Raw genomic sequence first — 23,450 nt, 5'->3', positions numbered from 1 at the left:
AGGCGCTTGCGCTTTTCTGATAACATGCTATAATTTCCTTGGGCAGTATCTCCTTAGAACTGCACCTTTAAGGAAATGACAATAAAAATTAAAAAGGTTTCTGCCTAGATCCGTATGACGGACCGGGACAGAGGGATGAACATGCACATGAGTAATGATAAGATCCTCTGCCTAAAAGAAGGATCTTTTTTATTTGCTCTCTATAAGCGTTTTATCACCTCTCCCATTATTAAAGGAGGGAATACTGATGAAGCAAACCACTGACTTTTTAAAAATGAAAGAAAACAATGAAAAAATTGTAATGCTCACCGCCTACGATTATCCATCAGGAAAACAAGCTGAACAGGGTGGAGTGGACATGATCCTTGTGGGGGATTCACTCGGAATGGTTGTATTAGGTTATGACTCTACAATTCCTGTTACGATGGAAGATATGATTCACCACACAAAAGCGGTAAAACGTGGAGCTAAAGATACCTTTATAGTAACAGATCTGCCATTTTTAGCTTATCATTTATCCGTTAGGGATACGCTGATCAATGCAGGCAGACTAATGCAAGATGCAGGAGCCCATGCTGTTAAACTTGAAGGTGCAGATAGCGTACTAGAAAAGATAACAGCTCTAACTCAAGCTGGCATACCTGTGTGCGGTCATTTAGGACTTACTCCACAATCAGTTGGAGTACTGGGCGGCTATAAAGTTCAGGGGAAAGATGCCCATGCTGCCCAGAAATTGTTGGACGATGCCCAAAAAGTAGAAGAAGCAGGTGCCTTTGCACTTGTCCTAGAATGTGTGCCAAAACAGCTGGCAGAAAAGATTGCTAAATCCATCGCTATTCCTGTAATTGGAATTGGCGCAGGTCTTTATGTAGATGGACAAGTTTTAGTTTATCACGATGTTTTAGGCTATGGTGTCGACAGAGTCCCAAAATTTGTTAAGCAATATCATTCGGTCAATCCGTTTATGATTGAATCCATTCAAGCGTATACGTCTGAAGTAAAAAATAATCAATTTCCTGAAGATAAACACTCATTTACCATGAAGGAAGAGGAACTGAAAGTTCTTTATGGAGGTACAAAATGAAGGTCATTACAACCATTAATGAGATGCAGAATGAAATTCTGAAACATAAAGGGTCGGGACAATCAATCGGTTTTGTTCCAACAATGGGTTTTCTGCACGAAGGTCATTTAACACTAATTTCTAAGGCAAGGAAAGAAAATGATATTGTTGTCCTAAGTATTTTTGTTAACCCATTACAGTTTGGACCTAAGGAGGATTTTTCAACCTATCCTCGTGATTTTGACCGAGACCGTGCCTTAGCAGAAGCGGAAAAGGCAGATTACCTTTTTTATCCCTCAGTAGAAGAGATGTATCCCGAAGAGCCTTCTGTTAAGGTAATAGTTCAAGAAAGAACTGAAGTATTATGTGGTAAATCACGACCTGGTCATTTTGATGGGGTTGCTACAGTAATTACTAAGTTATTTCATATTGTAATGCCTACTAGAGCTTATTTTGGAAAGAAAGATGCCCAGCAAGTTGCTGTTATAGATGGATTAATTTCAGATTTGAATTTTCCTGTTCAGTTAATACCTGTTGACATTGTTCGAGAAGCCGATGGATTAGCGAAAAGTTCACGAAATGTTAATTTATTACCAGAAGAAAGACTACAGGCTCCAGCCATTTATTTAAGCCTGGAAAAAGCAAAGAAAGCAATTGAAAATGGTGAACAAAATCCTCACATACTAACATCAATGATTAAAGAGTTGATAACAAGTGAAACGAATGGGGAGATTGATTATGTTGAAATGCTTTCTTATCCGCAATTAAAATCAGTGGAAAAAATAGAAGGTACCATTATAATAGCGATTGCAGTAAAATTCTCGAAGGTAAGATTAATAGATAATATGATTATTGCAATAGATTAAAAAGTTTTACAAAATGAGGAGGAATCCACTTGTTTCGTACCATGATGAACAGTAAAATCCATCGTGCCACAGTTACTGAAGCGAATTTGAACTACGTTGGCAGTATTACGATAGATGAAGATATTATTGATGCTGTAGGAATGGCAGCAAATGAAAAGGTCCAAATTGTTAACAATAATAATGGTGCAAGATTAGAAACTTATATCATTCCCGGCAAAAGAGGAAGCGGTGTAATTTGTTTAAATGGTGCTGCTGCACGGCTTGTACAAGTTGGTGATACAGTCATAATTATTTCTTATGCATTGGTACTAGAAGAACAAGTTAAAACACATACACCAAAAGTTGCTATTATGGATGAGAACAATCGGATTAGAGATCTTCTTCATGCAGAACCAGCACATACGATTATGTAGGATCCCCATTATCTGGGGATTTTTTCTTTTGTTTTTAAAATCCCATAGACAATGGTAGAATTTAAATCATTATCAGCTTTTTATTTTTGTTAAAGGCTGTGTTAAAGGTCATTATTGATGAGTAATTATGTTGATTGGAGCGGAAGGTGCGAGACTCCTGCGGGAGTAAGGGGCAGGGGAGACCCCGCAGGCGTTTTTAACGCCGAGGAGGCTCCCCGGCACGCCCGCGGAAAGCGAAGCGCCTGGAGCGGAAATCAACATACAAGTTTAACACGCCTTGCTATAAAGCTATGTTACCGTTTAATGAACGAGGTTTGGGGTGTAACAAAATGTTAAATAAATTTGTTGTGATTGATTTAGAGACAACGGGGAACACACCAAAGAAGGGTGATAGAATTATTCAATTTGCAGCTGTAGTGATTGAAAACGGAAAAATAACTGAACAGTTCTCGTCCCTAATAAATCCACAAAAACCTATTCCAGTCTTTATTGAAGAACTAACTGGAATTAATGATGAAATGGTTAAGGACGCGCCAGTATTTACTGAAATTACCGAAAAGGTTCAAACATTATTGGAAGGCGCCTACTTTGTAGCTCATAATGTATTATTTGATTTATCGTTCCTTCAAGAAGAATTGCTTCAAGCAGGCTCAGAAGGTTTTTATGGTTCTGTATTAGATACTGTAGAAATGGCAAGGATCCTCTATCCTACTGCTGACAGCTATAAGCTATCGGATTTAGCAGAGAAAGAACATCTAACACATGACAGACCACATCAGGCTGATAGTGATGCGTTAGTCACAGCAGAACTATTCTTAATCTTGTTTAAACGTTTATCTTTATTGCCGCAAGTAACTCTTAAACAGCTAACTCAGTTATCTGGGGGATTAAAAAGCGACCTTCAGCTGTTTCTTGAGGATTTTATGGATACATTTGAAAAAACGCCAGTTTTAGATTCAATTGAAATTGTAAACGGCTTAGGGCTAAAAAGGATATCTTCTGAAAAAAATGACGAAAACCTTAATAAAGAAATATCGAAGTTTCCTGAAAGTGAAGAAGAAAAGAGTTCAATACTTCGTAATGGTTTTGTGACTTTTAAGAAGCGGGCTGGGCAATTTAAGATGATGGACACTGTCTATAATTCTTTACAGCAATCAAGGCATACACTAATTGAAGCGGGAACAGGCGTAGGTAAATCGCTTGGGTATCTAATACCTCTAGCTTATTTTTCAAAGCATAATAACCAGCCTATTATAGTTAGTACCCATACGATTCAGCTGCAAGAACAACTTTTAAATAAGGAAATACCATTGTTGACCAAAATTATTCCTTTTGAAATAAAGGCTGTTCTATTGAAAGGTAGAAATCAGTATTTAAATCTAGAAAAATTTCTTCAAACATTATTAGATGAAAATGATAATTATGATACCACCTTAACCAAAATGCAGATCCTTGTGTGGTTAACGGAGACGGAGACTGGTGATAGGGATGAATTGAACCTATCAAGCGGCGGCTTGTTATATTGGAATAAAATAAAGGAGGAACCTTCCGTTCTCTTTTCGAAGAAATGTTGGCAGGAAAGAGATTTTTATCAAAGAGCGAAAAGAAATGCACAATCAGCAGATATCATTATTACTAACCACTCATTATTATTAAGTGATATTAAGGGTGATGGTTCCATTTTGCCTCCATCAGATTATGTTGTAATTGATGAAGGTCATCACTTAGAAAAGGCTGCGAGCCGTTTCTTTGGTTATTCATTAGATTATTTATCCGCCCGATTACTAATTAGTCAATTTGGCACCTATGAGCAAAAACAGTTCTTTTATGAAATCGAGCAAATTCTCTCAAGGCTTCCAGCTTCAGAAACAAAGCTGTTACATACCTATGAGTTAAATCAACTAGTTTTAGATCTAAATTACGAGCTTGATGAATTTTTTAAATTAATGGCTCACTATGCCAAAACAAAAGCGGCAAATAAGAAAGGAACAAATCGTATTAAAGTACGGTTTATTTCCACAGAGTTTGGAAGAGAAAGAAAGGCACTTTTCCATAGTGCTGAGAGATTAGCTTTTTTGCTTAAGGATATACTCAGTTCCATAAAGGGACGTCTCAATTGGCTTAAAGCAGAGAAAGATTCTTTATCCATTCCAGATTCTAATAAATTGGAGGAAATCGCTGGATTTTCAGCTGAGTTGCAAGAATTTCGAAATATATTGATTAGCTGTTTTATTAAAGACTCTAACGAAGTAAAGTGGATTGAAATGGATACCCGCTCGCCACAAAACGTAACCACCTTTTTGGCTCAGCCAGCTACTGTAGCTGAGCAGCTAAGAAGGAAATTTTTCCAAACTAAGAAAGCTGTAATTCTTACTTCCGCAACTTTATCAGTGAATCGTTCGTTTGAATTTATCATGAGAGAAATCGGGCTAGAAGCGGATTCAACCGTTCAATTGACTATTCCCTCTCCATTTGAATATAGAGAACAGGTGCAGCTTCTTATACCTGATGATTTGCCGGAGATTAATTCGGTTTCACTTGAGGAATACGTTATATCTATAACGGAACATATCATTACGATTGCAGAGGCAACAAAAGGAAGGCTTTTGATTCTTTTTACAGCATATGACATGTTAAAAAAAACATACGAATTAATTAAAGAAAGTGGTTTTCTGAATGAATATGTGTTAATGGCTCAAGGTATATCAAGTGGAAGCCGTTCTAGGCTGACAAGGAATTTTCAACGATATGAAAAGGCCATCTTATTAGGGACAAGCAGCTTTTGGGAAGGTGTCGATATACCAGGCGAAGATTTATCTTGCCTTGTCATTGTACGACTTCCATTTAGTCCTCCAGATGAACCATTGACAGAGGCTAAATGCCAATTGACCGTTCAGCAAGGAAGGAATGCATTCTATGATTATTCCCTTCCGGAGGCCATTCTTCGTTTTAAGCAAGGGTTTGGCCGGTTAATTAGAACTGAAACAGATCGCGGGATTATCATTGTATTTGACAGGAGAATTGTTACTACCCAGTATGGAAAATCTTTTTTGAAATCTATCCCTCAAATCCCGGTGAAAAAAGGAAAAATGTTGGAATTGGCCGAGTTTATACAAAAATGGTTATGATAATTTTTGGAAAAAGACGCATCCTATAAATATCTGGGAGGAATGTGTTTATGAGAATATTGCTTATAATATTGGCTTTATTGATTCCTAGCAGTATAACGGCTAAGGCAGAAACGACTTTGCCGACAGAGGTTGAAAAAATAGATGTGAAACTAGCGGAACATCAAGCGGCTGTCACCTTTTTAGGACTAACTACAGGTGAAGCAACGTTAATTCAAGGGTCAAATGGAAAAAATATTTTAATAAATATCGGAGGCCAAGGAGATATTGCTGAGTTAGAAGGGTGGCTGGCCCTTTATGACGTTAAGAATCTCTCTACTCTAATCCTAACGAACGATGGTCATGAGTTATCTATAAAGAAAACTGAGGAGCTTATTCAAAAATACAATATTAAAGAGATTGTCACCACCCCGGAGTTGTCAACGTTAATAACACGTGAACAATCCAATCCTATACCAGTTACAGTTTGGAAAGAGGGAACAAAGAAAGAAATCATACCTGAAATGTTTGCTGACGTTCAATTTCTAGGTAATGAGGAAAATGAAGGCATGGACCTGATGCTGCGTTTTTTTAAACACAACCTATTTTTGATGACTTCTTTTAGTCCACGTGCGGAACAAAAATTTTTAACTAAGAACATAGAAGATATTCATGTTTTTAAAATTCCTGCAAATCTTGAAAAAGATTCATTATCCGATCAATTCATCCAAACACTTAACCCGCAGATATCGATCCTTTTTGGAGCAGAAGAAAAACAAATTAATCAGGATTTGCTGCATGATTTGCAAGGAATTTGGTCGGAGGTTTATTTTACAAAAAAACACGGGACTGTCACGATTAAATTTACAGAATCAAATTATGAAATTATTACGATACCTCTTAAGGGAGAGGAATAGCCTTATCACAAAAATGAAAAAAATTTTCTAAATTGATTAAGATTCATAACACATCTTGATTTATCCTGTTATAATAACTTAGTAAGATTCTTCACAAATTAGGTTAGACCTTTAATAATGTACATAAAGAAGTGAAAATAAAAATGAAAAAGTGGATTGTTATTCCTTTAATAGTAGTTGTAGTCATATTTGGATTGTTGGTAAAAATATATTTTTCCTCCGTTCAACCGGTTAAAGCGGCTGAAAAAAAGGCTGTGTCCCTAGCCAAGGAAAAGGTTCAATTTAGTGAGGTAGATGACTTTCATATTTACAACGGTATTGAGACAGTTAATGTGATTGAAGGTAAAAATAAAAAAGGCGATAAGATCATAGTGTGGATCCCTGACAAAAGCAAAAAAGTCTACATTAGAAAGGCGAAAGATGGCATCACTAGAGAAGAAGCGATTCAAAAATTAATGCAAGAAAAACAACCTAAGAAAATTATTTCAGTACGATTAGGAATGGAAAAAAATATTCCATTATGGGAAATCTACTACCGTTCTGAAAATAATTTAATAAATTATTACTATGTTCACTTTGAAACCGGTGAATGGTTAAAGAAAATTGAAAATCTATAGCTTTTGGAGACTGGAGGAAAGAGATATGACAATCAAACTTGCAAATCGCGTAATGGCACTTACGCCATCTACTACGTTAGCTATTACAGCCAAAGCCAAGGAATTAAAAGAAAAAGGGGAAGATGTCATTGGACTAGGGGCAGGAGAACCTGACTTTAATACCCCACAGCACATTTTAGATGCCGCTGTAAAATCAATGAACGAAGGTCATACAAAGTACACTCCTTCTGCGGGATTGCCTGCATTAAAAAAGGCCATCATCAATAAGTTTCAAACAGATCAAGGTTTAACTTACAAACCTAATGAAGTTATTGTTGGTAATGGAGCGAAACATGTTCTTTATACATTGTTCCAAGTTATTTTGAATGATGGTGATGAAGTCATTATTCCAACACCGTATTGGGTCAGCTATCCCGAACAGGTCAAGTTGGCGGGCGGGGTACCGGTTTATGTAGAAGGGCTGGAGCAAAATAATTTCAAGATTACTCCACAACAATTAAAAGAAGTGATAACTGATAAAACAAAAGCAGTTATTATTAATTCACCAAGTAATCCAACAGGTGTTTTATACACAGAGCAAGAACTTCTTGAGTTAGGTAAAATTTGTCTGGAAAAAGATATTTTAATTGTCTCTGATGAAATTTATGAAAAACTGGTATACTCTGGTGCCAAACATGTTTCCATTGCAGAGCTTTCTCCTGAATTGAAAGAGCAAACCATTGTTATTAATGGTGTATCCAAATCTCATTCGATGACAGGCTGGAGAATCGGATACGCTGCAGGTAATAAACAAATCGTGGAGGCAATGACGAACCTTGCAAGTCATAGTACATCCAATCCAACGACAACTGCACAATACGCAGCCATTGCTGCTTACAATGGATCTCAAGAACCGGTGGAAGAAATGAGACAGGCATTTGAGAAAAGATTAGAGATTATCTATGATAAATTAGTTGCAATTCCAGGTTTTACATGTGTGAAACCTCAGGGTGCTTTTTATCTTTATCCAAATGTTAAGCGTGCTGCAGAAATGACAGGTTTTAATAATGTTGATGATTTTGTTGAAGCCTTGCTCGTTGAAGCTAAGGTTGCTGTTATTCCAGGTTCAGGTTTTGGAACTCCAGATAATATTCGTCTATCCTATGCAACATCACTGGAACAATTAGAAAGGGCTGTAGAACGAATGGGTGAATTCGTTACAGCAAAAGTTAACAGCTAACATAGAGTCCGTTTCTAACTCACTAAGAAGTCTGCTTTATGCAGGCTTTTTGTTTTTCCTTTCCAAAGATGGATTCCTAATACTCTTACTCGAATAGTTCGTTCGTGTTATACTAATCAAGAGGTGTAGAAAGATGAAATCAAATATAGTAGCTTGGATGCAGGAAGGAAATGTTTCGATTCCGACTTTGCTTTTCTCTGAATATCGAAATTTGAACTTAAACGAAACGGAACTTGTCCTTTTATTAAATATTATTACTTTCATTGAAAAAGGAAATGAATTTCCAACCCCCGAGGAGCTTTCAGCAAGAATGACAATTACTATTGCGGAATGCAATGAAATGCTTCGAAGGCTGATACAACGAGGCTTTATTGAAATAATGGATCAGTATTCGAATGAAGGTATACGGTTTGAAAAATATTCAGTTAATCCTTTATGGGAAAAACTTGTTGATCGGTTTTTATTAAATCATCAGGTATCGAGACAAATAGAAAAGAAAACAGAGGAAACAGATGTTTATACTTGTTTTGAGAAAGAATTTGGCCGTCCACTTTCACCATTTGAGTGTGAATCTCTAGGGATGTGGATGGACGATGATCATCATGACCCTATTATCATAAAAGCAGCACTTCGTGAGGCAGTCATGTCAGGAAAATTAAATTTCCGCTATATTGATCGAATTCTTTTTGAGTGGAAGAAAAATGGGATTAAAACAATTGAACAAGCAAAAAATCATGGGCGCAAATTTAGGCAAAAGCAAACAGATAGAACCCAGGGCCAAGAAAACTCCCAACAGTCCGCCGTCCCTTTTTATAACTGGTTAGAGCAATAAATTGTCATTTAACGAGGGATGAATCTCTCGTTTTCTTTTATTTTATAATGTAGTAGGTGAATTCATTGCTGAATAATACACAAATTCGTTATTGCTTAGATGAAATGGGTAAAATGTTTCCAGAAGCACATTGTGAATTAAACCATTCCAATCCATTTGAACTTGTTATTGCTGTATCTTTATCGGCACAATGTACAGATGCTCTCGTTAATAAAGTAACGAAGGGGTTATTTGAAAAATATAAAAACCCGGAAGATTACTTAAATGTATCGCTGGAAGAGCTTCAAAATGATATTCGTTCCATCGGCTTATATCGAAACAAAGCAAAAAATATACAGAGTTTATGCCGAATATTATTAGAAGAATATAAGGGTGTTCTTCCTATGGATCGAGATGAACTGACCAAGCTTCCTGGGGTCGGCAGAAAAACAGCTAATGTAGTCGTATCAGTAGCTTTTGATATTCCAGCCATTGCGGTTGATACACACGTGGAAAGGGTTAGTAAACGTCTTGGTATATGCCGTTGGAAAGATTCTGTACTTGAGGTAGAGAAAACGTTAATGAGGAAGGTGCCAAAGGCTGAGTGGTCTTTGACACATCATCGAATGATCTTTTTTGGCCGATATCATTGCAAAGCGCAAAATCCTCAATGCCCTAGCTGTCCTTTATTAGAGTTATGCCGGGAAGGCAAAAAGAGAATGAAGGGGAAGGCCATAATTAATGAATAATCGTTTAGAGGCAGCTGCTGAAATCCTTGCTGAATGGGAGGACATTAAGGGCCAACTTGAACCACTATTTCATGCGCGGAACCTGATTAATACAAAGGAATGGGTTGAAAAGGGCATAAACCTTTTTCTCCAATTTCTATATCTAACTAATCATGATAATTCAACACCTAATCAAAAAATATCCTATCATCAATTGTCGTTTAAACCAGTTAATTTGGAGGAGAGATTAGAATTTATTCAATCAAGACCGGGATTATATCATTCATATCGACAGCTTTCTGAATTAATGAATGAGCAAGAGAAACAGTTTGTTAAGAGCAATATTGTAAAAAAATCGTCTAGGTTATAACCTAGACGATTTTTAGTCTTATTAGTTTGTTGGTTCCTCTCGTGTTTCGGTATTCTGACTGCTTGGCGGGGTGACAGGGGTTGAAACGGGTGGAGTTGTACCACCTTGGTCACCGCCCCCGGTGCCATTATTATTCCCAGTCCCATTGTTGGTCCCAGTCCCATTGTTGGTTCCAGTCCCATTGTTGGACCCAGTCCCATTGTTGGTCCCGTTCCCATTGTTGGTCCCGGTCCCATTGCCGGTCCCAGTCCCATTGCCGGTCCCGGTCCCATTGCCTGTTCCGTTTCCATTACCAGTTCCATTACCAGTTGCGCCGTCATTACCAGTCCCATCACCTGGGTTAGTACCAGTTCCTTGGTCTGTTTGACCTTCAGGTTGTGGAATATCAATAGAGGTATGGACTGTATCACTCTTGTTCGTTCCACTAAATGCATAGATGGATATCGTATATTTTTCACCTGGATTAGTCTTAAAGGTAAAGCTGTTACCTATCTGAACAGAATGGTTAGGATTAGTTCCATCGATTGTAATATCAAACTGAATATCTTTATTCGCGGTATTGTTGTAATTCCATGTTACGACAACATTACCGTTTGTCTTGTCATATGTGGCGGCTAGATTGGAAGGCGCTGAAAGTTTGTTATATTTTTCAGAAACCCTTTTCGGTGCATGCCCCTTAACCGCGTATTCAATCGATACTTGACTGCTAGGTGTATATTGGCTAGCCAATACTGCAGGCATAGTCCCTTTTTCTATTCTTACCTTTTGGACACTATTAGGCATTGTAAAATCAGGAGTGTTAATGTCTTTTGATACATAAGCCATCAAATTTTTAAATAGCAGCTGAGAAATTCTTTGGTTGCTACCTACGGCTGTAATTGGAGTTTTTCGGCTCTCGTAACCTGTCCATATAGATGCAGTATATTGAGTTGTGTAACCTGTAAACCATGCATCAGGAACAGAGCTGCTCTTTATATTCCATTCTTCCATTTCTTGATCTGTGTAATTGGTTGTTCCTGTTTTACCTGCTATCGGAAGTCCAGGTACTTTGGCCCTTACCCCTGTTCCAGGTGATACTAGAACACTCTTTAACATATCAGTAACCATAAAAGCAGTAGAGTCCTTCATTACTACTTTTGGCTTTGGTGCTGTATCAATCATTGTTCCATCGCGAAGCTTAATTTTTCTTACAGCATGTGGTTTGGTGTAAAATCCATTGTTTCCAAATGCAGCATATGCACCGGCCATCTGGAGTGGGGAAACCCCAGTTTGAAACCCACCAATAGCATATGATTCGTAAATTTCTTTTAAAGGAATCCCTAAATTAACGGCAAAGTCCTTCGCATTATCTAAGCCAACCTGTTGCAGTGCTTGAACGGCCGGGCTGTTCCGCGATAATTGGAGTGCCGTTCTTATCGTCATTGGTCCCTTATATTTTTGATCCCAGTTACCAAATTTCTTACCGGAAGAGTAAGTTATCGGCTTATCGTCAATCATCTGGTAGGTGCCCCAGTTTAAATATTCAATAGCAGGGCCGTAATCTAGAACCGGCTTGATTGTAGAACCAGGCTGTCGTCTCGTATCAATGGCGTAATTAAAAGGGCGTTGTACCTGTTGGTTCCTTCCTCCGCCAATTGCACGAATTTCTGCCGTTTTAGTATCAAGGAGGACGATCCCTGCTTGAAATTTATCATCTGGGTAAGGGATGATGCTTGAATCCTTTGTATTTAGGATTTCGTTTACATGTGTTTGAGCGTCTTTGTCTAGTGTAGTATAGATGGTTAGTCCATCTGTAAAAATATCAAAATCAGTTGTGTCGTCTACCTCATCAATAACAGCATCTACAAATGATTCATAAGGTTTATCATCAACCTTACGTTTCTCTTCCTTCAACACATCAGTAGCAACAGAAACTTTTTGGGCTTCTTCCATTTCTTGCTTTGAGATATATCCATGCTTATACATTAATGATAATACAATATTGCGTCTTTTTTCTGCTAAATCTGGATGGTTAAACGGATTATAGTTGTTAGGACTTTGGGGCATCCCCGCAATCTGTGCGGCCTCGGCCAAGGTAAGGTCCTTTAATTCTTTACCATAATAAATTTCTGCCGCAGTAGCTAGACCGTGGCTGTTTTCTGAAACATACACTTTATTTACATACATCTCAAAAATCTGATGTTTTGTATATTGCTGCTCAAGTTCATAGGCAAGCCATGCTTCTTGAACTTTACGTTTTAAAGTTTTTTCTTGAGTTAAAAAGGCATTTTTAACAACCTGTTGTGTAATGGTACTACCGCCTTCTGCACCAAAACCATGTTGGAAATTGGCTAAAATGGCGCCTCCGAGACGAATTGGATCAATTCCGTGGTGCTTATAAAAACGGTAATCCTCCGTAGCTAAAACGGCATCTTCGACAACCTTTGGGATATCTTTATAGGCTACATATTCTCGATTTACAGCACCTACTTCAGTAATTAGTTTGCCATCTTTATCTAAAATCTTTGAAGGAATAGGATCTTTTAATAATTTTGGGTCCAATTTGGGAGCATCTTTAACTAAATAGGCGAAAGTCCCAACTCCGGCAAGTATGCCAACTATTCCGAGGACAACTAGACTTAGAAAGATTTTTTTAAAAAGTCCACGTGGTTTTTTCTGTGCCTTTTTCGTGTCTTTGGCTTGGAGTTGCTTCCTGCGCTCCTCTCTTGATTGGTATTGATCAGACATAATAATTTCCTTCCTTTCTTATCCTATGAAAAAATGAAGCTTTCTAAAGTTGGTCTATTATTTTAATATAGTCAATTCTTGGTTGAAATCCAAGTGGAATGTAATGTCCCTTTTGTTCAATTTCTTCTTTCGTGATAGATTTTCTGCCTCCATTCCTCATTCTTTCCCAAAACTTCAATAAGTGTTGAGCTTCGAGCAGATAAACCTTTTCAAATTTTGTAAAACGCAGAATAACAAAACAAATTCCTCCTTGATCCAAAACCTCTTCCATATGCTCTATTTGGTGTTGATGGAAATTCTTTAATGGAAATGAGGTGGCGTTTTGGGTTTCCTTTGCTTCAAAATCAATATATCTTCCTTTATATACCCCGTTATAATCGGTCGTAGAGGCCAGTTTAAAGTACGCTTCTTTTATAACAGCAGCGCTTCTAGTTGGATAATCCACTTGAACAATTTGAACCGGGGTAGGCTTTTTATGTATAACAGCTATTTTTCTTTCCCGGTAAAACTGATTCGTTTCATTTAAGTCATCCTCTAATGTCATACCCCGATTACTATAGGAACTATTCTTATTATTTTTTCCTCTTGTACCTATTGATACTTCTTTTGGCCTGTATTTTTTTCCATTCGGATAATTAAGATTCATTGTTTACACCTCTTTAAGCTATTCCCTATCATACCAAATCTTCGCTCTTATGGGGGTGTATAAAATAAATTTTGCTTACACACTCTAATAATAATAATTGTACCGTGAATGACAAACTTGAGCATGATTCCATTTTCGTAAGGATTTTCACACAATTTCATACTCTATTAAAAAGTAAGGAAGATGAATATGAATCATCTTACAATACAGGAACAATCAATCATTCGTCAAATTGCAAGTGAAACTAAAAAGAGAAATGTTGATAATATTTCTAGAACGGATGCTTATTTTTCATATTTTAAACAAAATCCGGATATTTTTTGGTCGTTTCTTGCAAGTATGGTTTCTCGCAACGGCGGATGGAATATGTGTGACCTCGAAGGCAACATTTTCTCCAAATTATTAGAGCCGCCATTAAGAAAGCAACTTTTTTTAACATATGAACGGGCAAATTGGCTCATCTTTCAGGATGCATATCCCCAACTTCTGCTCTATCAATATTCGACGAAATTAAATCGTTCAATGTTTCATTTACTCCCAAATTTCAATGTTTCAGCTTTTATTCAAAAAGAATGGGAACGCTATTGGAAGGAAAAGGATAAGAAAAGGTTAACTACGGCTTTAATAATTAATGAGCAAAATGTGATTCAAACCCCTGTTATTGAACATCCTGTTTATAAGAAGAAGGTTTTTCACTCCTTCCTTTTTTCTTTTCAAGATTGGCTTCATTTTAGCTGTGTTCTTTTTCCTACCTGCGGGGGAGAGGTTTATGGGGCTAGCGTTAATGGATTTAAATCACTTTCCAAGCGAATCAATCTAGGGAAGAGATTGGCTAGTATTCTTTTTCATCCACGTCTGTTTCCTTACTTTCTTGAGTTTGCAGAAAAGACACCGCATACTGGTTCACGAAACGATTATGAGCAATATTTTAAAATAAAGACTGGTCGGAAAACTCCTCTGCTAAGAACTACCTTTCCCGTGATTGCCCATCATCAAAATAATCATATAGATTGGAGTACACAGCGAATTATTTCTCCGGCATGGCTGTTTCTTCCAGCCCGCCACCACCATTCTATTCATCTTACTGATTGGTACTATGATAAATCCAATCAACTTCAATTATTACTATCGTTTCAGAATTCACTTAAGTTAGAAAAGTGGAAATAAAAAAGCAAGGATTTCTCCTTGCTTTTTCTCTTACTCCGCAGGACGATTTGGTCCTTCAAGCTTTTTATCACCATAGCCAGTTTTTTGTTCTGTAACAGCTTTTGATTGCTTGCTTGTTGGATTATTTTTTTTCGCCATAAAAAACACCTCCATTACTATCATGTGCGGTTCAGTGACTTTTCATGCGGTCTTATAAACATGTCGAAAAAGAATATCGATATGCAGGATTAACACTTTCTTTGGCGAATTGCTTCTAGTTTTGTCAAGCTGGAAGGAAGCTGGCAAAAGAAGGAGAATAATACGTAATAGATATTCATGAGGAGGGATAATTAATGAATATACCATTGTCCGAAAAAGAGAGAATGCTTACGATGCTAACTGAAATATATGATCAATTGGAAGAATTGGAGTCTGTTCTAGAAGCTTCCTTTTCCGACCAACGCCATCTTCTGAATAACGAGGAACAAGAAAAAATAGCCCTAACACTTCATCGACTTGCAGATATCGGGGGGAAATCAGCGGAACAAGTGAATCCTATAACTTACGAAGAAATTCTTGACACCAGTATTGGCCCAGTTCCTAAATCCTTAAAACTTGAATTAGGTTTTTAAATACAGCTAAAATAATAATATGTCAAAAGTAGCATCATTAACCTGCTACTTTTTTATTTTGCATTTTAGAAGGGATAGGGACATGTCAGAAGAAATACTTCAATTAACGGAAAAACTCTTACAATATAATGAATTATTCCTAAAGAACTATCAAGCAGGCAGAGAGACAGGAATTACACATGATTTCAATGAAGTGATTAAACCATTTGTAGATGAAGTAAAGGAAATTAATGATCAATGGAATAGAGCCATAAAAGAATGGCTTCCAAAAGTAGATACCCAATACCTTCATCTGAAACAGATTGATACAACCTCTTCGCATATTGAACAACTTTCAGTACAATCCTTTTTCCCGGAGACTAGTAAGTCTAGGTTTTTAAATTTCCATCGGGCGGTAGAATACGTTTTGTCGGAAGTAGTTAGGGAGCTAAGAAAATAGAAAGAGATGCAGTTTTTGCATCTCTTTTATTTCTAGTATGGATTAACCTGCCAAAAATGACGGCAGTTGTACGGCGCAAGAAAGAATGCTGCCGAAATTATGAATGTTCGATGAGGGAGTCTTCAATAGCAGCTTCAGGTATAACCGCGCCTAGATTTTCAAGCTCGCGGACAAGAACGCGATATTCTTTTATTCCAATCTCATTCAGAATATACGCTCTCTTTGCAAAATCCAATAAGGTATTAACATCATCTGTACTGTAATCCCGACTTTGAATAAATTTGCCTTTTAATTCGCGAATGTCCATAATAGCTCCTCCTTCATCCTTTTTTTTATCGTAACATGAAATAATAGGTTTCCTAGTTTTTAAAATATTTAAACTTTAGACAAAATTCTTCTGATTTTGACATTGACAAACTGAGACTAAGAATCACCAATTATTTCTTAGTTTCATAATGTGTAATAGAGAATAATAAAGAGGAGATGTTTGCCCATGTTTGGTAAACCAAGACCAAATCATTATGTTCATCATGGATACTCGGGGCAAATGATGCACCAAGATTCAATGAATCACCAAGTATACCCACAACATTTCATCCACCGAAATCAGCCGAGTCCATATCAGACCACATCACAGAACTATAATATGATGCCCTATTATCAGAACAGCCCTTATTATCCGCCTCAAATGCAAACATTTGGTCAATCCTTTCAACAGGGCTTTGTACCACAAAATATGAATTATCAAACACAGTTTTCTCAAAAGGATAACCAGTTTCTATTTCAAAATCCACTTCAGCCAAAGGATGACATGGTTCAACAGCCATATTTGCCAATGAATGGTTACCCAGCTATGAACCCTTACCCTAAAAACAGTTTTATGCCAAAACAACCAGGCGGCATGCAATCGTTAATCAATTCCTTCAAGTCTCAAGATGGATCTGTAGACATTAATAAAATGATGAACACAGCAGGTCAAATGATGAATGCAGTTAATCAAGTTTCATCCTTAGTCAAAGGCTTTGGAGGGATATTTAAAAGTTAAATGAATATTAAAAAATGAATAAAAAAGACGGCCGTTGGAAGCCGTCTTTTCATATGTTTAAAGAGATCAATTTGAGTTATTCTTCAATGTCGATAACCTTGCCTTTTTCTTGAGGAATACGGATTTGCAATAATCCATCCCGGTATGAAGCTTTAATCAAATTTTCATTGATAGCATGAGGAAGCGCGATCGTTCTCGCAGCTTGCTGCCTGACGTATTTCCGGCGGTAGACGTGGGTAAGGTCGTTTTCTTCCGTTTCTAATTCCTTATTTTCTACGGAAATAGTTAAATAGTTTCCAGTTATGTTTAATTGGATTTGCTCCTTATTGACTCCTGGAAGTTCTGCAGTAATAAGGTATTCTTTTCCCGTTTCAACTGTTTCGACATGAAAACCTGCCCCTGTAGGGAAAGGTTGTTTGAAAAATTCATCAATTGATTGTAAAAATCCCCGCATCGGTTTGTCAGTAAAGAAATCATTCATTGTTTTAATAATTTCCCGGAAAGGTTCTGGCAGCTGATTTTTAGGGTTATTTTTATCATTTGGAAGCATGGATGACATGGACAATCCCTCTCTTTTTCCATTATTTCACTTAATATCATATGCTGAGAAAATAGGTAGGTGCCGCCATAAGTTCGTCACAAATCCTTGAACATTTTGTTACAAACATAATTGGAGTGATGTAAATCACAATGATTGAGTGAATAAATTTGTACTCTAATGAAGAACTATTATGAAAGCGGGGAAAAAACATGTTCTGTTATCAATGTGAACAAACACCTACTGGTGGATGTAAAGTTATTGGTGTTTGTGGTAAAGATGAAACAATTGCCAGTTTACAAGATACAATTATTTTTGGGTTAAAAGGAATTGCGGCATACAGAACACATGCTAATCAACTAGGGGTAACAGACCCGTTTGTGGATGCGACCACACATGAAGCACTTTATATGACATTAACCAATTCCAATTTTAATGTACAAGAACATATTGATATGGCTATGAAGGTTGGAAAGTCGGCTGTACGGGTAATGGAAATACTCGATGAAGCACATACAAAACGTTTAGGTATTCCAGAGCCGATTCGTGTTAGTCAAAATAAAATTGAGGGTAAGTGTATTGTAGTAACAGGTCATAATTTGTTTGCCTTAGAGGAATTATTGAAGCAAACAGAAGGGACAGGTATTAATATTTATACTCATTCTGAAATGCTGCCTGCCCATGGCTACCCTGCACTTAAAAAATATGCTCATCTAAAAGGCAATATTGGTAAGGCTTGGTACGACCAGCGTCGATTATTTGAGAAGTTCCCTGGAGCTATTCTAGCAACAACGAATTGTGTAATGCCAATTAAGGGTACGTATGCTGACCGGATGTTCTCATATGAAGTTGCAGGGCTAGAAAATGTGGAAAAAATTATCAATGATGATTTTGCACCATTAATTAACAGGGCGTTAGAACTTCCTGAAGCCGCGATAGAATCGGATGAAACATTACTTACTGGTTTCCACCATGAAACAGTTTTAGGGTTAGCACCAGAGGTAATTGATGCTGTGAAGGCAGGAAAAATTAAACGTTTCTTTGTAATTGCAGGATGTGACGCACCTGGTAAAGGCGGGGAATACTACCGTGAACTAGCTACATCACTTCCGCAAGAGACAGTCATTTTGACTACTTCCTGTGGAAAATTCCGATTTAACGATGTTGATTATGGGGTTGTACCTGGAACAAACATCCCTAGATATATCGATTTGGGTCAATGTAATAATTCCGGTTCGACGGTAAAAATTGCATTAGCTTTAGCGGATGCCTTCGGCTGTGAAGTCAATGAACTGCCAGTAAGTATTGTTTTATCTTGGTTTGAGCAGAAAGCAGTAGCTATTTTATTTGGACTTTTCAGTTTAGGAATTAAGGACATAAGAATTGGGCCAAAACCGCCTGAATTTATCTCTGAAGGAGTTCTTCAAGTCCTTCAAGATACGTTTAATTTAAAATTAATCGGTACAGCAAAAGAAGACATGGAAGAAATGCTTCAGCTGTAAACGATCAAACACCGCAGCTAAAAGGCTGCGGTGTTTTTATAATAGATTTAATTCACCCATAAGGATGTTTACGTCAAGTATCATGTGCCCATCAGGATCCACTACAATTAATTCCTCTTTTTTCATTTTTGTTATTGTCCGGCTAATGGTTTCTCGTGTGGTTCCGATCATATTGGCCAGATCCTTGTTTGTAAATTCAGATTTTAGAAGGAGCGATCCATCTGCTTGTTCAATGCCATGTTTTTGAGCAAGACGAATAAGCAGCTTAACGATTTGTTCATATGTATTATTTAAGATTTGTTCTTCCAAACGATTTTGTAAATCAACAATCTTTTCTCCTAGTACCTTAAATACTTTTATACATAGCTCGGGATTTTCAATTAAGACCTTTTCAAATTTTGAAATTGGAACCGTAACAAGTGTTGAGGGCTCTAGCACTTCTGCGTAGGCAGGATAATCACCCTTTCGAAAGAATCCTACATGTGGAAACATTTCACCCTTTTTTGCAATGGCAACAATTTGCTCTTTACCACTGATGTCACTTTTATAAATTTTTATTTTACCATCGAAGATAAAATAAACATTTTCAAGTGGATCACCTTGGAGAAAAACATGACTATGCTTTTTCCATTCCCTTGCGATAGAAATATTAGCTATTTTTGTAAGTTCAAAATCACTTAATTCGCGGAAAAGGGTAAAATCACCAAGTACCCGTTTAATATCCTCAATTTTCATATAATCACCTTTCAATTCCATTTCCTTCTTTTCTATTTTAACAAACTATGATTCGATCTTTTATAAAATCTTGATGGAAAAACGTTACAATCATTTATTTTTATTTTTTTGCTTTAATAACGAACGTCTATTCGGTAAAATAGAAGTAATGAGGTGAGAATATGAAGGTGAAAAAAAGTCTGCAGGAAATCCTAACAGATTTAAAAATAAATAATGAGTTCAAAGAGAATATTGTCACGTGGAATACAATTGAAAGTAAGCCAGCCCGGACTGTTTCGTTACCTGATGATCTGCATTCCGTTCTAAAGGAATCTCTTCATACTAGAGGGATAAATCAACTTTATACCCATCAAAAATCAGCATATGAAAAGATCATCAGCGGCCATAGTATTGTAGCTGTTACACCAACTGCCTCCGGAAAAACACTTTGCTACAATTTGCCGGTTTTACAAACGATACTGACGAATCCAAATACTCGAGCACTGTATATTTTTCCAACTAAAGCACTTGCACAGGATCAAAAAAGTGAAATCAATGAGATCATAGAAGCTTCAGGTGCGGATATTAACAGCTATACGTATGACGGGGATACACCTGCAAATATTCGTCAGAAGGTAAGAAAAGCGGGGCATGTCGTCATAACCAACCCTGATATGCTTCACTCCGCAATCTTGCCTCACCACACAAAATGGGTATCATTATTTGAAAATCTTAAATTTGTAGTAATAGATGAGCTCCATACATACCGAGGAGTTTTTGGCAGTCATGTGGCTAATGTAATTAGAAGGTTAAAGAGAATCTGCCGCTATTATGGCAGCAATCCGATTTTTATTTGCACCTCTGCCACTATTGCCAATCCACTCGAGCTGGCGGAGAAACTAACTGAAGAAAAAATGACCCTGATTAACAATAATGGTGCACCAAGTGGGACAAAACATTTTCTTTTCTATAATCCTCCTATAGTCAATAAGCCGCTAAATATTCGCAGAAGTGCTACTTTAGAAGTTCGTAAGTTAGCGGGAGAACTATTAAAAAATAAAATTCAAACGATTGTTTTTGCCCGAAGCAGAGTAAGAGTGGAAATTATTTTGACATATCTGCAAGAATTAGTAAAAAACCAATTAGGAGCAAAATCAATTATGGGGTATCGTGGCGGATATTTACCAACAGAACGTAGAAAAATTGAAAAGGGCTTGCGTTCAGGTGACATTTATGGAGTTGTCAGTACGAATGCTCTTGAACTGGGAGTGGATATAGGACAACTTCAAGTTTGCATTATGACTGGTTACCCTGGGACCATTTCAAGTGCTTGGCAGCAGGCAGGAAGAGCTGGAAGAAGACATGGTGAGGCTTTGGTGATCATGGTGGCAAGTTCAAGCCCGCTTGATCAGTATATTATTCAAAACCCTGATTACTTTTTTAATAAAAGCCCCGAAACTGCGAGAATTAATCCGGACAATCTTATTATTCTAATTGATCATATGAAATGTGCCGCTTACGAGCTGCCGTTTAAGAATGGTGATAAGTTTGGAAATGTAGAAACAGAAGAGTTATTAGAATACTTAGCAGAAGAACGGGTACTATATCGAAACGGAAATAAATTTTATTGGATGAATGATTCCTTCCCTGCCCATAATATTAGTTTACGATCAGCCTCACAAGAAAATGTGATCATCGTTGATCAATCAGATGTTGCAAATGTTAGGGTGATTGGTGAAATGGATCGGTTTTCTGCGATGACACTGCTCCATGATGAAGCCATTTATTTACATCAAGGTACACAATACCAGGTAGAAAAGCTGGATTGGGATGAGAAAAAGGCATTTGTTCGCGAGGTAGACGTGGACTATTTTACTGATGCCAACTTGGCCGTTCAATTAAAGGTTTTAGAAGTTGATAAATTTCATACACTCCCGGAAGCCGAAATAGGCTACGGTGATGTTAGTGTAAGAGCGATGGCTACTATTTTTAAAAAGATAAAATTTGAGACACATGAAAATATCGGCTCTGGTCCAATTCACCTCCCAGAGGAGGAGCTGCATACCAGTGCTGCATGGATTTCCATGAATAAACCGTTAGCTGAAATGGGACAAGAGCGCCTCGAGCAGGGCCTGATTGGAGCAGCACATGCACTTAATCATATTGCCCCTTTATTTGTCATGGCTGATCCGCAAGATATTCATGTCATTCCCCAAGTAAAGGCTGACCATAATGAAAAGCCAACTATTTTCTTTTACGACCGCTATCCAGGAGGTATTGGGCTAAGTGAGAAAATTCATACAGGCATGTCGGAAGTCTTTGAGGAGACATTACGGATGATAAACCATTGCCAATGTCAATCAGGATGTCCGTCTTGTATTGGCACAGATGCTGTCAACGAATCAGCAAAAAAAGATACAGTTAATATTCTTGAGATGTTAATGCATACACCTTTTGCTGGTAAGGATGTTCATACATGTCTTTAAAAAATAAACTGAATCGTTTAAAGTCCCATCTTTCGATAGGGAATCAATCTGAAAATGAATTAAAAATGCCGGAATCAACCGTTACTATAGACATACCTTTTCGTGATAAATGGGAAAAAGAAAATGTTTTTCCTTATTTTTCAGATGAAAACTATTGTTTAATCAGAGAAGTAAGGTTCCCTTTGTCACATAAACATGGGCATTACTGTTTTCAAGATTTACAGACTGCGGTTAATTGTTGGAACCAAAACTCTATTAATCACCCACTTTCATCGAAAGGACATAATATAGAAGAGTTATTCTTTTTTGATACAGAAACAACCGGACTTGGCGGAGGGGTCGGAAATACAATCTTTATTCTTGGTTATGCCAGTGTTAGAGGTAATGAGCTAATTCTAAGGCAGCATATTCTTCCTAATCCAGGTGCTGAAGTTCCTCTTTATCAAAGTTTTTTGGAAAAAGTAAACTACCGAACACTTGTTACCTACAATGGGAAATCATTCGATTGGCCGCAAGTAAAAACGCGTCATACACTTATTAGAGAGCATGTCCCAAAACTGCCAGCGTTTGGACATTTTGACCTTTTTCATGCTGCTAGAAGACTTTGGAAACATAAATTAGACAAGATGAAATTATCAATTGTTGAAAAAGAGGTGTTAGGGGTAGAGCGGGTGGATGATATTCCAGGATATTTGGCTCCCATTATTTATTTTGATTTTATTGAAAGTAAACAACCTGATGGAATGCTTGGAATTCTTAAACATAATGAAATTGACATCTTATCCCTAGTTACTTTATATACCCATTTGACTTTTCAACTTTGCAGGACAGACCTGAGTCAATCAAGGCCTGAAACTTATGAAGTAGGACGTTGGTTTGCCAGTTTAGGAGAAACACAACAAGCAGAAAAGATTTTATCAACACTCACAAATGTTCAGGATATAACATCAATTCAGGCCAAACGAATACTTGCCTATCAGCAAAAAAAAGAGCATAACTGGGGACAGGCGCGAGACTTGTTCCTAGAGGTTGTTGAATCACAAAATCTTGAAATGAGGGCAGAAGCCTGTATGGAGCTAGCTAAAATATATGAACATAGACTTATAGACATCCCTAAAGCCATCAGGTATTGCCAGGAAGCCATTAACACCGTCTTATCTGATTCTACGAAAATAAAAAAACCGACATTGGACCAGCTGGAGCTTAGACTTAATCGCTTAGAAAAAAAACATGCGAATGTTTCGAGATAACCTTATAGTGGGCCGATATTAGTTTATAATTTTCAATATTTGCTTGTTCCGTTTTTTTGGCACAAATTTTTAACATTTTTATAAAGAAAACCAGCATTTCCATATTGTTTATCAGAGTTGAAAAAGGTAAAATTGAAAATTGGGTTGAGAAAAAAACGACTATAAAACTTATGGAGCTGGTAGTATGTATAAAGCAATTCTTTTCTTATTTTTT

General features: G+C 37.2%; 22 protein-coding genes. 17 read left to right on the top strand and 5 right to left on the bottom strand.

Annotation, left to right across the window (positions count from 1 at the left end):
• Positions 1–247: 247 nt before the first annotated feature.
• The 10 genes from panB to CVD27_RS14420 all read left to right on the top strand — a co-directional run bounded on the left by panB (position 248) and on the right by CVD27_RS14420 (position 10,111).
• Positions 248–1,084, top strand: a complete 837-nt coding sequence (gene panB, locus CVD27_RS14465) for a 3-methyl-2-oxobutanoate hydroxymethyltransferase (RefSeq protein ID WP_101648613.1) — start codon at positions 248–250, stop codon at positions 1,082–1,084.
• Positions 1,081–1,929, top strand: coding sequence for a pantoate--beta-alanine ligase (gene panC, locus CVD27_RS14460; RefSeq protein WP_101648612.1), 849 nt, complete (start codon positions 1,081–1,083; stop codon positions 1,927–1,929). The genes panB and panC overlap by 4 nt, the downstream gene beginning before the upstream one ends.
• Before the next feature lie 29 nt (positions 1,930–1,958).
• Positions 1,959–2,342 carry an aspartate 1-decarboxylase gene (gene panD, locus CVD27_RS14455; RefSeq protein ID WP_101648611.1) on the top strand — a complete coding sequence of 128 codons (384 nt, stop codon included), beginning with the start codon at positions 1,959–1,961 and terminating at the stop codon, positions 2,340–2,342.
• 329 nt (positions 2,343–2,671) lie between these two features.
• A complete protein-coding gene (gene dinG, locus CVD27_RS14450; RefSeq protein ID WP_101648610.1) occupies positions 2,672–5,470 on the top strand; it encodes an ATP-dependent DNA helicase DinG in 2,799 nt (932 codons plus the stop codon).
• Positions 5,471–5,520: 50 nt separating this feature from the next.
• Entirely contained in the window at positions 5,521–6,366 is an 846-nt protein-coding gene (locus tag CVD27_RS14445; RefSeq protein ID WP_101648609.1) for a hypothetical protein, read from the top strand.
• 143 nt (positions 6,367–6,509) lie between these two features.
• The gene (locus CVD27_RS14440; RefSeq protein ID WP_180960288.1) at positions 6,510–6,983 is read left to right on the top strand and encodes a cell wall elongation regulator TseB-like domain-containing protein; all 474 of its coding nucleotides are present in this window, start codon (positions 6,510–6,512) and stop codon (positions 6,981–6,983) included.
• Positions 6,984–7,014: 31 nt separating this feature from the next.
• Positions 7,015–8,202 carry a pyridoxal phosphate-dependent aminotransferase gene (locus CVD27_RS14435; RefSeq protein WP_101648619.1) on the top strand — a complete coding sequence of 396 codons (1,188 nt, stop codon included), beginning with the start codon at positions 7,015–7,017 and terminating at the stop codon, positions 8,200–8,202.
• Positions 8,203–8,335: 133 nt separating this feature from the next.
• Positions 8,336–9,034 (top strand): DnaD domain-containing protein, encoded by a 699-nt coding sequence (locus tag CVD27_RS14430; RefSeq protein WP_101648608.1) that lies wholly within the window; start codon positions 8,336–8,338, stop codon positions 9,032–9,034.
• Positions 9,035–9,099: 65 nt separating this feature from the next.
• Positions 9,100–9,762: an endonuclease III gene (nth, locus tag CVD27_RS14425; protein ID WP_101648607.1), complete on the top strand. Its 663-nt coding sequence runs from the start codon at positions 9,100–9,102 to the stop codon at positions 9,760–9,762.
• Positions 9,755–10,111 carry a YpoC family protein gene (locus CVD27_RS14420; protein ID WP_101648606.1) on the top strand — a complete coding sequence of 119 codons (357 nt, stop codon included), beginning with the start codon at positions 9,755–9,757 and terminating at the stop codon, positions 10,109–10,111. The genes nth and CVD27_RS14420 overlap by 8 nt, the downstream gene beginning before the upstream one ends.
• Before the next feature lie 21 nt (positions 10,112–10,132).
• Here CVD27_RS14420 and CVD27_RS14415 read toward each other — a convergent pair whose 3' ends face one another.
• Positions 10,133–12,838 carry a PBP1A family penicillin-binding protein gene (locus CVD27_RS14415; RefSeq protein WP_101648605.1) on the bottom strand — a complete coding sequence of 902 codons (2,706 nt, stop codon included), beginning with the start codon at positions 12,836–12,838 and terminating at the stop codon, positions 10,133–10,135.
• A gap of 43 nt (positions 12,839–12,881) precedes the next feature.
• Entirely contained in the window at positions 12,882–13,484 is a 603-nt protein-coding gene (gene recU / locus CVD27_RS14410; RefSeq protein WP_101648604.1) for a Holliday junction resolvase RecU, read from the bottom strand.
• 189 nt (positions 13,485–13,673) lie between these two features.
• Between recU and CVD27_RS14405 the strand changes: the two genes are divergently transcribed.
• From CVD27_RS14405 to CVD27_RS14395, 3 genes are all read left to right on the top strand, one after another.
• Positions 13,674–14,651: a DUF2515 domain-containing protein gene (locus tag CVD27_RS14405; RefSeq protein WP_101648603.1), complete on the top strand. Its 978-nt coding sequence runs from the start codon at positions 13,674–13,676 to the stop codon at positions 14,649–14,651.
• Between the two features lie 332 nt (positions 14,652–14,983).
• Complete coding sequence (locus CVD27_RS14400; RefSeq protein ID WP_101648602.1) at positions 14,984–15,262, top strand: hypothetical protein; 279 nt, start codon at positions 14,984–14,986, stop codon at positions 15,260–15,262.
• An 82-nt stretch (positions 15,263–15,344) separates the two neighbouring features.
• On the top strand, positions 15,345–15,701 hold the full coding sequence (locus tag CVD27_RS14395) for a YppE family protein (RefSeq protein ID WP_180960287.1): 357 nt from the start codon (positions 15,345–15,347) through the stop codon (positions 15,699–15,701).
• A 97-nt stretch (positions 15,702–15,798) separates the two neighbouring features.
• On the opposite strand, the gene yppF is transcribed toward CVD27_RS14395, so the two are convergent.
• Complete coding sequence (gene yppF, locus CVD27_RS14390) at positions 15,799–16,008, bottom strand: YppF family protein (RefSeq protein WP_101648600.1); 210 nt, start codon at positions 16,006–16,008, stop codon at positions 15,799–15,801.
• A gap of 186 nt (positions 16,009–16,194) precedes the next feature.
• On the opposite strand from yppF, the gene CVD27_RS14385 reads away from it, so the two are divergent.
• The gene (locus CVD27_RS14385; protein ID WP_257984366.1) at positions 16,195–16,746 is read left to right on the top strand and encodes a YppG family protein; all 552 of its coding nucleotides are present in this window, start codon (positions 16,195–16,197) and stop codon (positions 16,744–16,746) included.
• A gap of 76 nt (positions 16,747–16,822) precedes the next feature.
• On the opposite strand, the gene CVD27_RS14380 is transcribed toward CVD27_RS14385, so the two are convergent.
• Positions 16,823–17,305 carry an Hsp20/alpha crystallin family protein gene (locus tag CVD27_RS14380; protein WP_101648599.1) on the bottom strand — a complete coding sequence of 161 codons (483 nt, stop codon included), beginning with the start codon at positions 17,303–17,305 and terminating at the stop codon, positions 16,823–16,825.
• Between the two features lie 191 nt (positions 17,306–17,496).
• Between CVD27_RS14380 and hcp the strand changes: the two genes are divergently transcribed.
• Entirely contained in the window at positions 17,497–18,786 is a 1,290-nt protein-coding gene (gene hcp / locus CVD27_RS14375; RefSeq protein WP_101648598.1) for a hydroxylamine reductase, read from the top strand.
• A gap of 36 nt (positions 18,787–18,822) precedes the next feature.
• On the opposite strand, the gene CVD27_RS14370 is transcribed toward hcp, so the two are convergent.
• The gene (locus CVD27_RS14370) at positions 18,823–19,521 is read right to left on the bottom strand and encodes a Crp/Fnr family transcriptional regulator (protein ID WP_101648617.1); all 699 of its coding nucleotides are present in this window, start codon (positions 19,519–19,521) and stop codon (positions 18,823–18,825) included.
• 161 nt (positions 19,522–19,682) lie between these two features.
• Here CVD27_RS14370 and CVD27_RS14365 point away from each other — a divergent pair, with 161 nt between their 5' ends.
• Both CVD27_RS14365 and CVD27_RS14360 read left to right on the top strand, forming a co-directional pair.
• Positions 19,683–21,986: a DEAD/DEAH box helicase gene (locus CVD27_RS14365; protein WP_101648597.1), complete on the top strand. Its 2,304-nt coding sequence runs from the start codon at positions 19,683–19,685 to the stop codon at positions 21,984–21,986.
• A complete protein-coding gene (locus tag CVD27_RS14360) occupies positions 21,977–23,236 on the top strand; it encodes a ribonuclease H-like domain-containing protein (RefSeq protein WP_101648596.1) in 1,260 nt (419 codons plus the stop codon). Before CVD27_RS14365 ends, CVD27_RS14360 begins: the two co-directional genes overlap by 10 nt.
• The last annotated feature ends 214 nt before the right edge of the window (positions 23,237–23,450 follow it).

Source organism: Neobacillus cucumis (assembly GCF_002860255.1).
Lineage (GTDB): Bacteria > Bacillota > Bacilli > Bacillales > Cytobacillaceae > Neobacillus > Neobacillus cucumis_A.
Note: the sequence above shows the minus strand (reverse complement) of the source record. Positions and strands in the feature narration are given on the sequence as shown.

What these genes read in the sequence shown, in the direction of transcription:
- yppF (WP_101648600.1), bottom strand. Translation starts at nt 16,008, where the DNA reads ATGGACATTCGCGAATTAAAAGGCAAATTTATTCAAAGTCGGGATTAC.
- CVD27_RS14370 (WP_101648617.1), bottom strand. Translation starts at nt 19,521, where the DNA reads ATGAAAATTGAGGATATTAAACGGGTACTTGGTGATTTTACCCTTTTC.
- CVD27_RS14440 (WP_180960288.1), top strand. Translation starts at nt 6,510, where the DNA reads ATGAAAAAGTGGATTGTTATTCCTTTAATAGTAGTTGTAGTCATATTT.
- recU (WP_101648604.1), bottom strand. Translation starts at nt 13,484, where the DNA reads ATGAATCTTAATTATCCGAATGGAAAAAAATACAGGCCAAAAGAAGTA.
- CVD27_RS14420 (WP_101648606.1), top strand. Translation starts at nt 9,755, where the DNA reads ATGAATAATCGTTTAGAGGCAGCTGCTGAAATCCTTGCTGAATGGGAG.
- CVD27_RS14365 (WP_101648597.1), top strand. Translation starts at nt 19,683, where the DNA reads ATGAAGGTGAAAAAAAGTCTGCAGGAAATCCTAACAGATTTAAAAATA.
- CVD27_RS14380 (WP_101648599.1), bottom strand. Translation starts at nt 17,305, where the DNA reads ATGTCATCCATGCTTCCAAATGATAAAAATAACCCTAAAAATCAGCTG.
- hcp (WP_101648598.1), top strand. Translation starts at nt 17,497, where the DNA reads ATGTTCTGTTATCAATGTGAACAAACACCTACTGGTGGATGTAAAGTT.
- dinG (WP_101648610.1), top strand. Translation starts at nt 2,672, where the DNA reads ATGTTAAATAAATTTGTTGTGATTGATTTAGAGACAACGGGGAACACA.
- CVD27_RS14400 (WP_101648602.1), top strand. Translation starts at nt 14,984, where the DNA reads ATGAATATACCATTGTCCGAAAAAGAGAGAATGCTTACGATGCTAACT.
- panB (WP_101648613.1), top strand. Translation starts at nt 248, where the DNA reads ATGAAGCAAACCACTGACTTTTTAAAAATGAAAGAAAACAATGAAAAA.
- CVD27_RS14405 (WP_101648603.1), top strand. Translation starts at nt 13,674, where the DNA reads ATGAATCATCTTACAATACAGGAACAATCAATCATTCGTCAAATTGCA.
- CVD27_RS14395 (WP_180960287.1), top strand. Translation starts at nt 15,345, where the DNA reads ATGTCAGAAGAAATACTTCAATTAACGGAAAAACTCTTACAATATAAT.
- CVD27_RS14415 (WP_101648605.1), bottom strand. Translation starts at nt 12,838, where the DNA reads ATGTCTGATCAATACCAATCAAGAGAGGAGCGCAGGAAGCAACTCCAA.
- CVD27_RS14385 (WP_257984366.1), top strand. Translation starts at nt 16,195, where the DNA reads ATGTTTGGTAAACCAAGACCAAATCATTATGTTCATCATGGATACTCG.
- CVD27_RS14445 (WP_101648609.1), top strand. Translation starts at nt 5,521, where the DNA reads ATGAGAATATTGCTTATAATATTGGCTTTATTGATTCCTAGCAGTATA.
- CVD27_RS14430 (WP_101648608.1), top strand. Translation starts at nt 8,336, where the DNA reads ATGAAATCAAATATAGTAGCTTGGATGCAGGAAGGAAATGTTTCGATT.
- panC (WP_101648612.1), top strand. Translation starts at nt 1,081, where the DNA reads ATGAAGGTCATTACAACCATTAATGAGATGCAGAATGAAATTCTGAAA.
- CVD27_RS14360 (WP_101648596.1), top strand. Translation starts at nt 21,977, where the DNA reads ATGTCTTTAAAAAATAAACTGAATCGTTTAAAGTCCCATCTTTCGATA.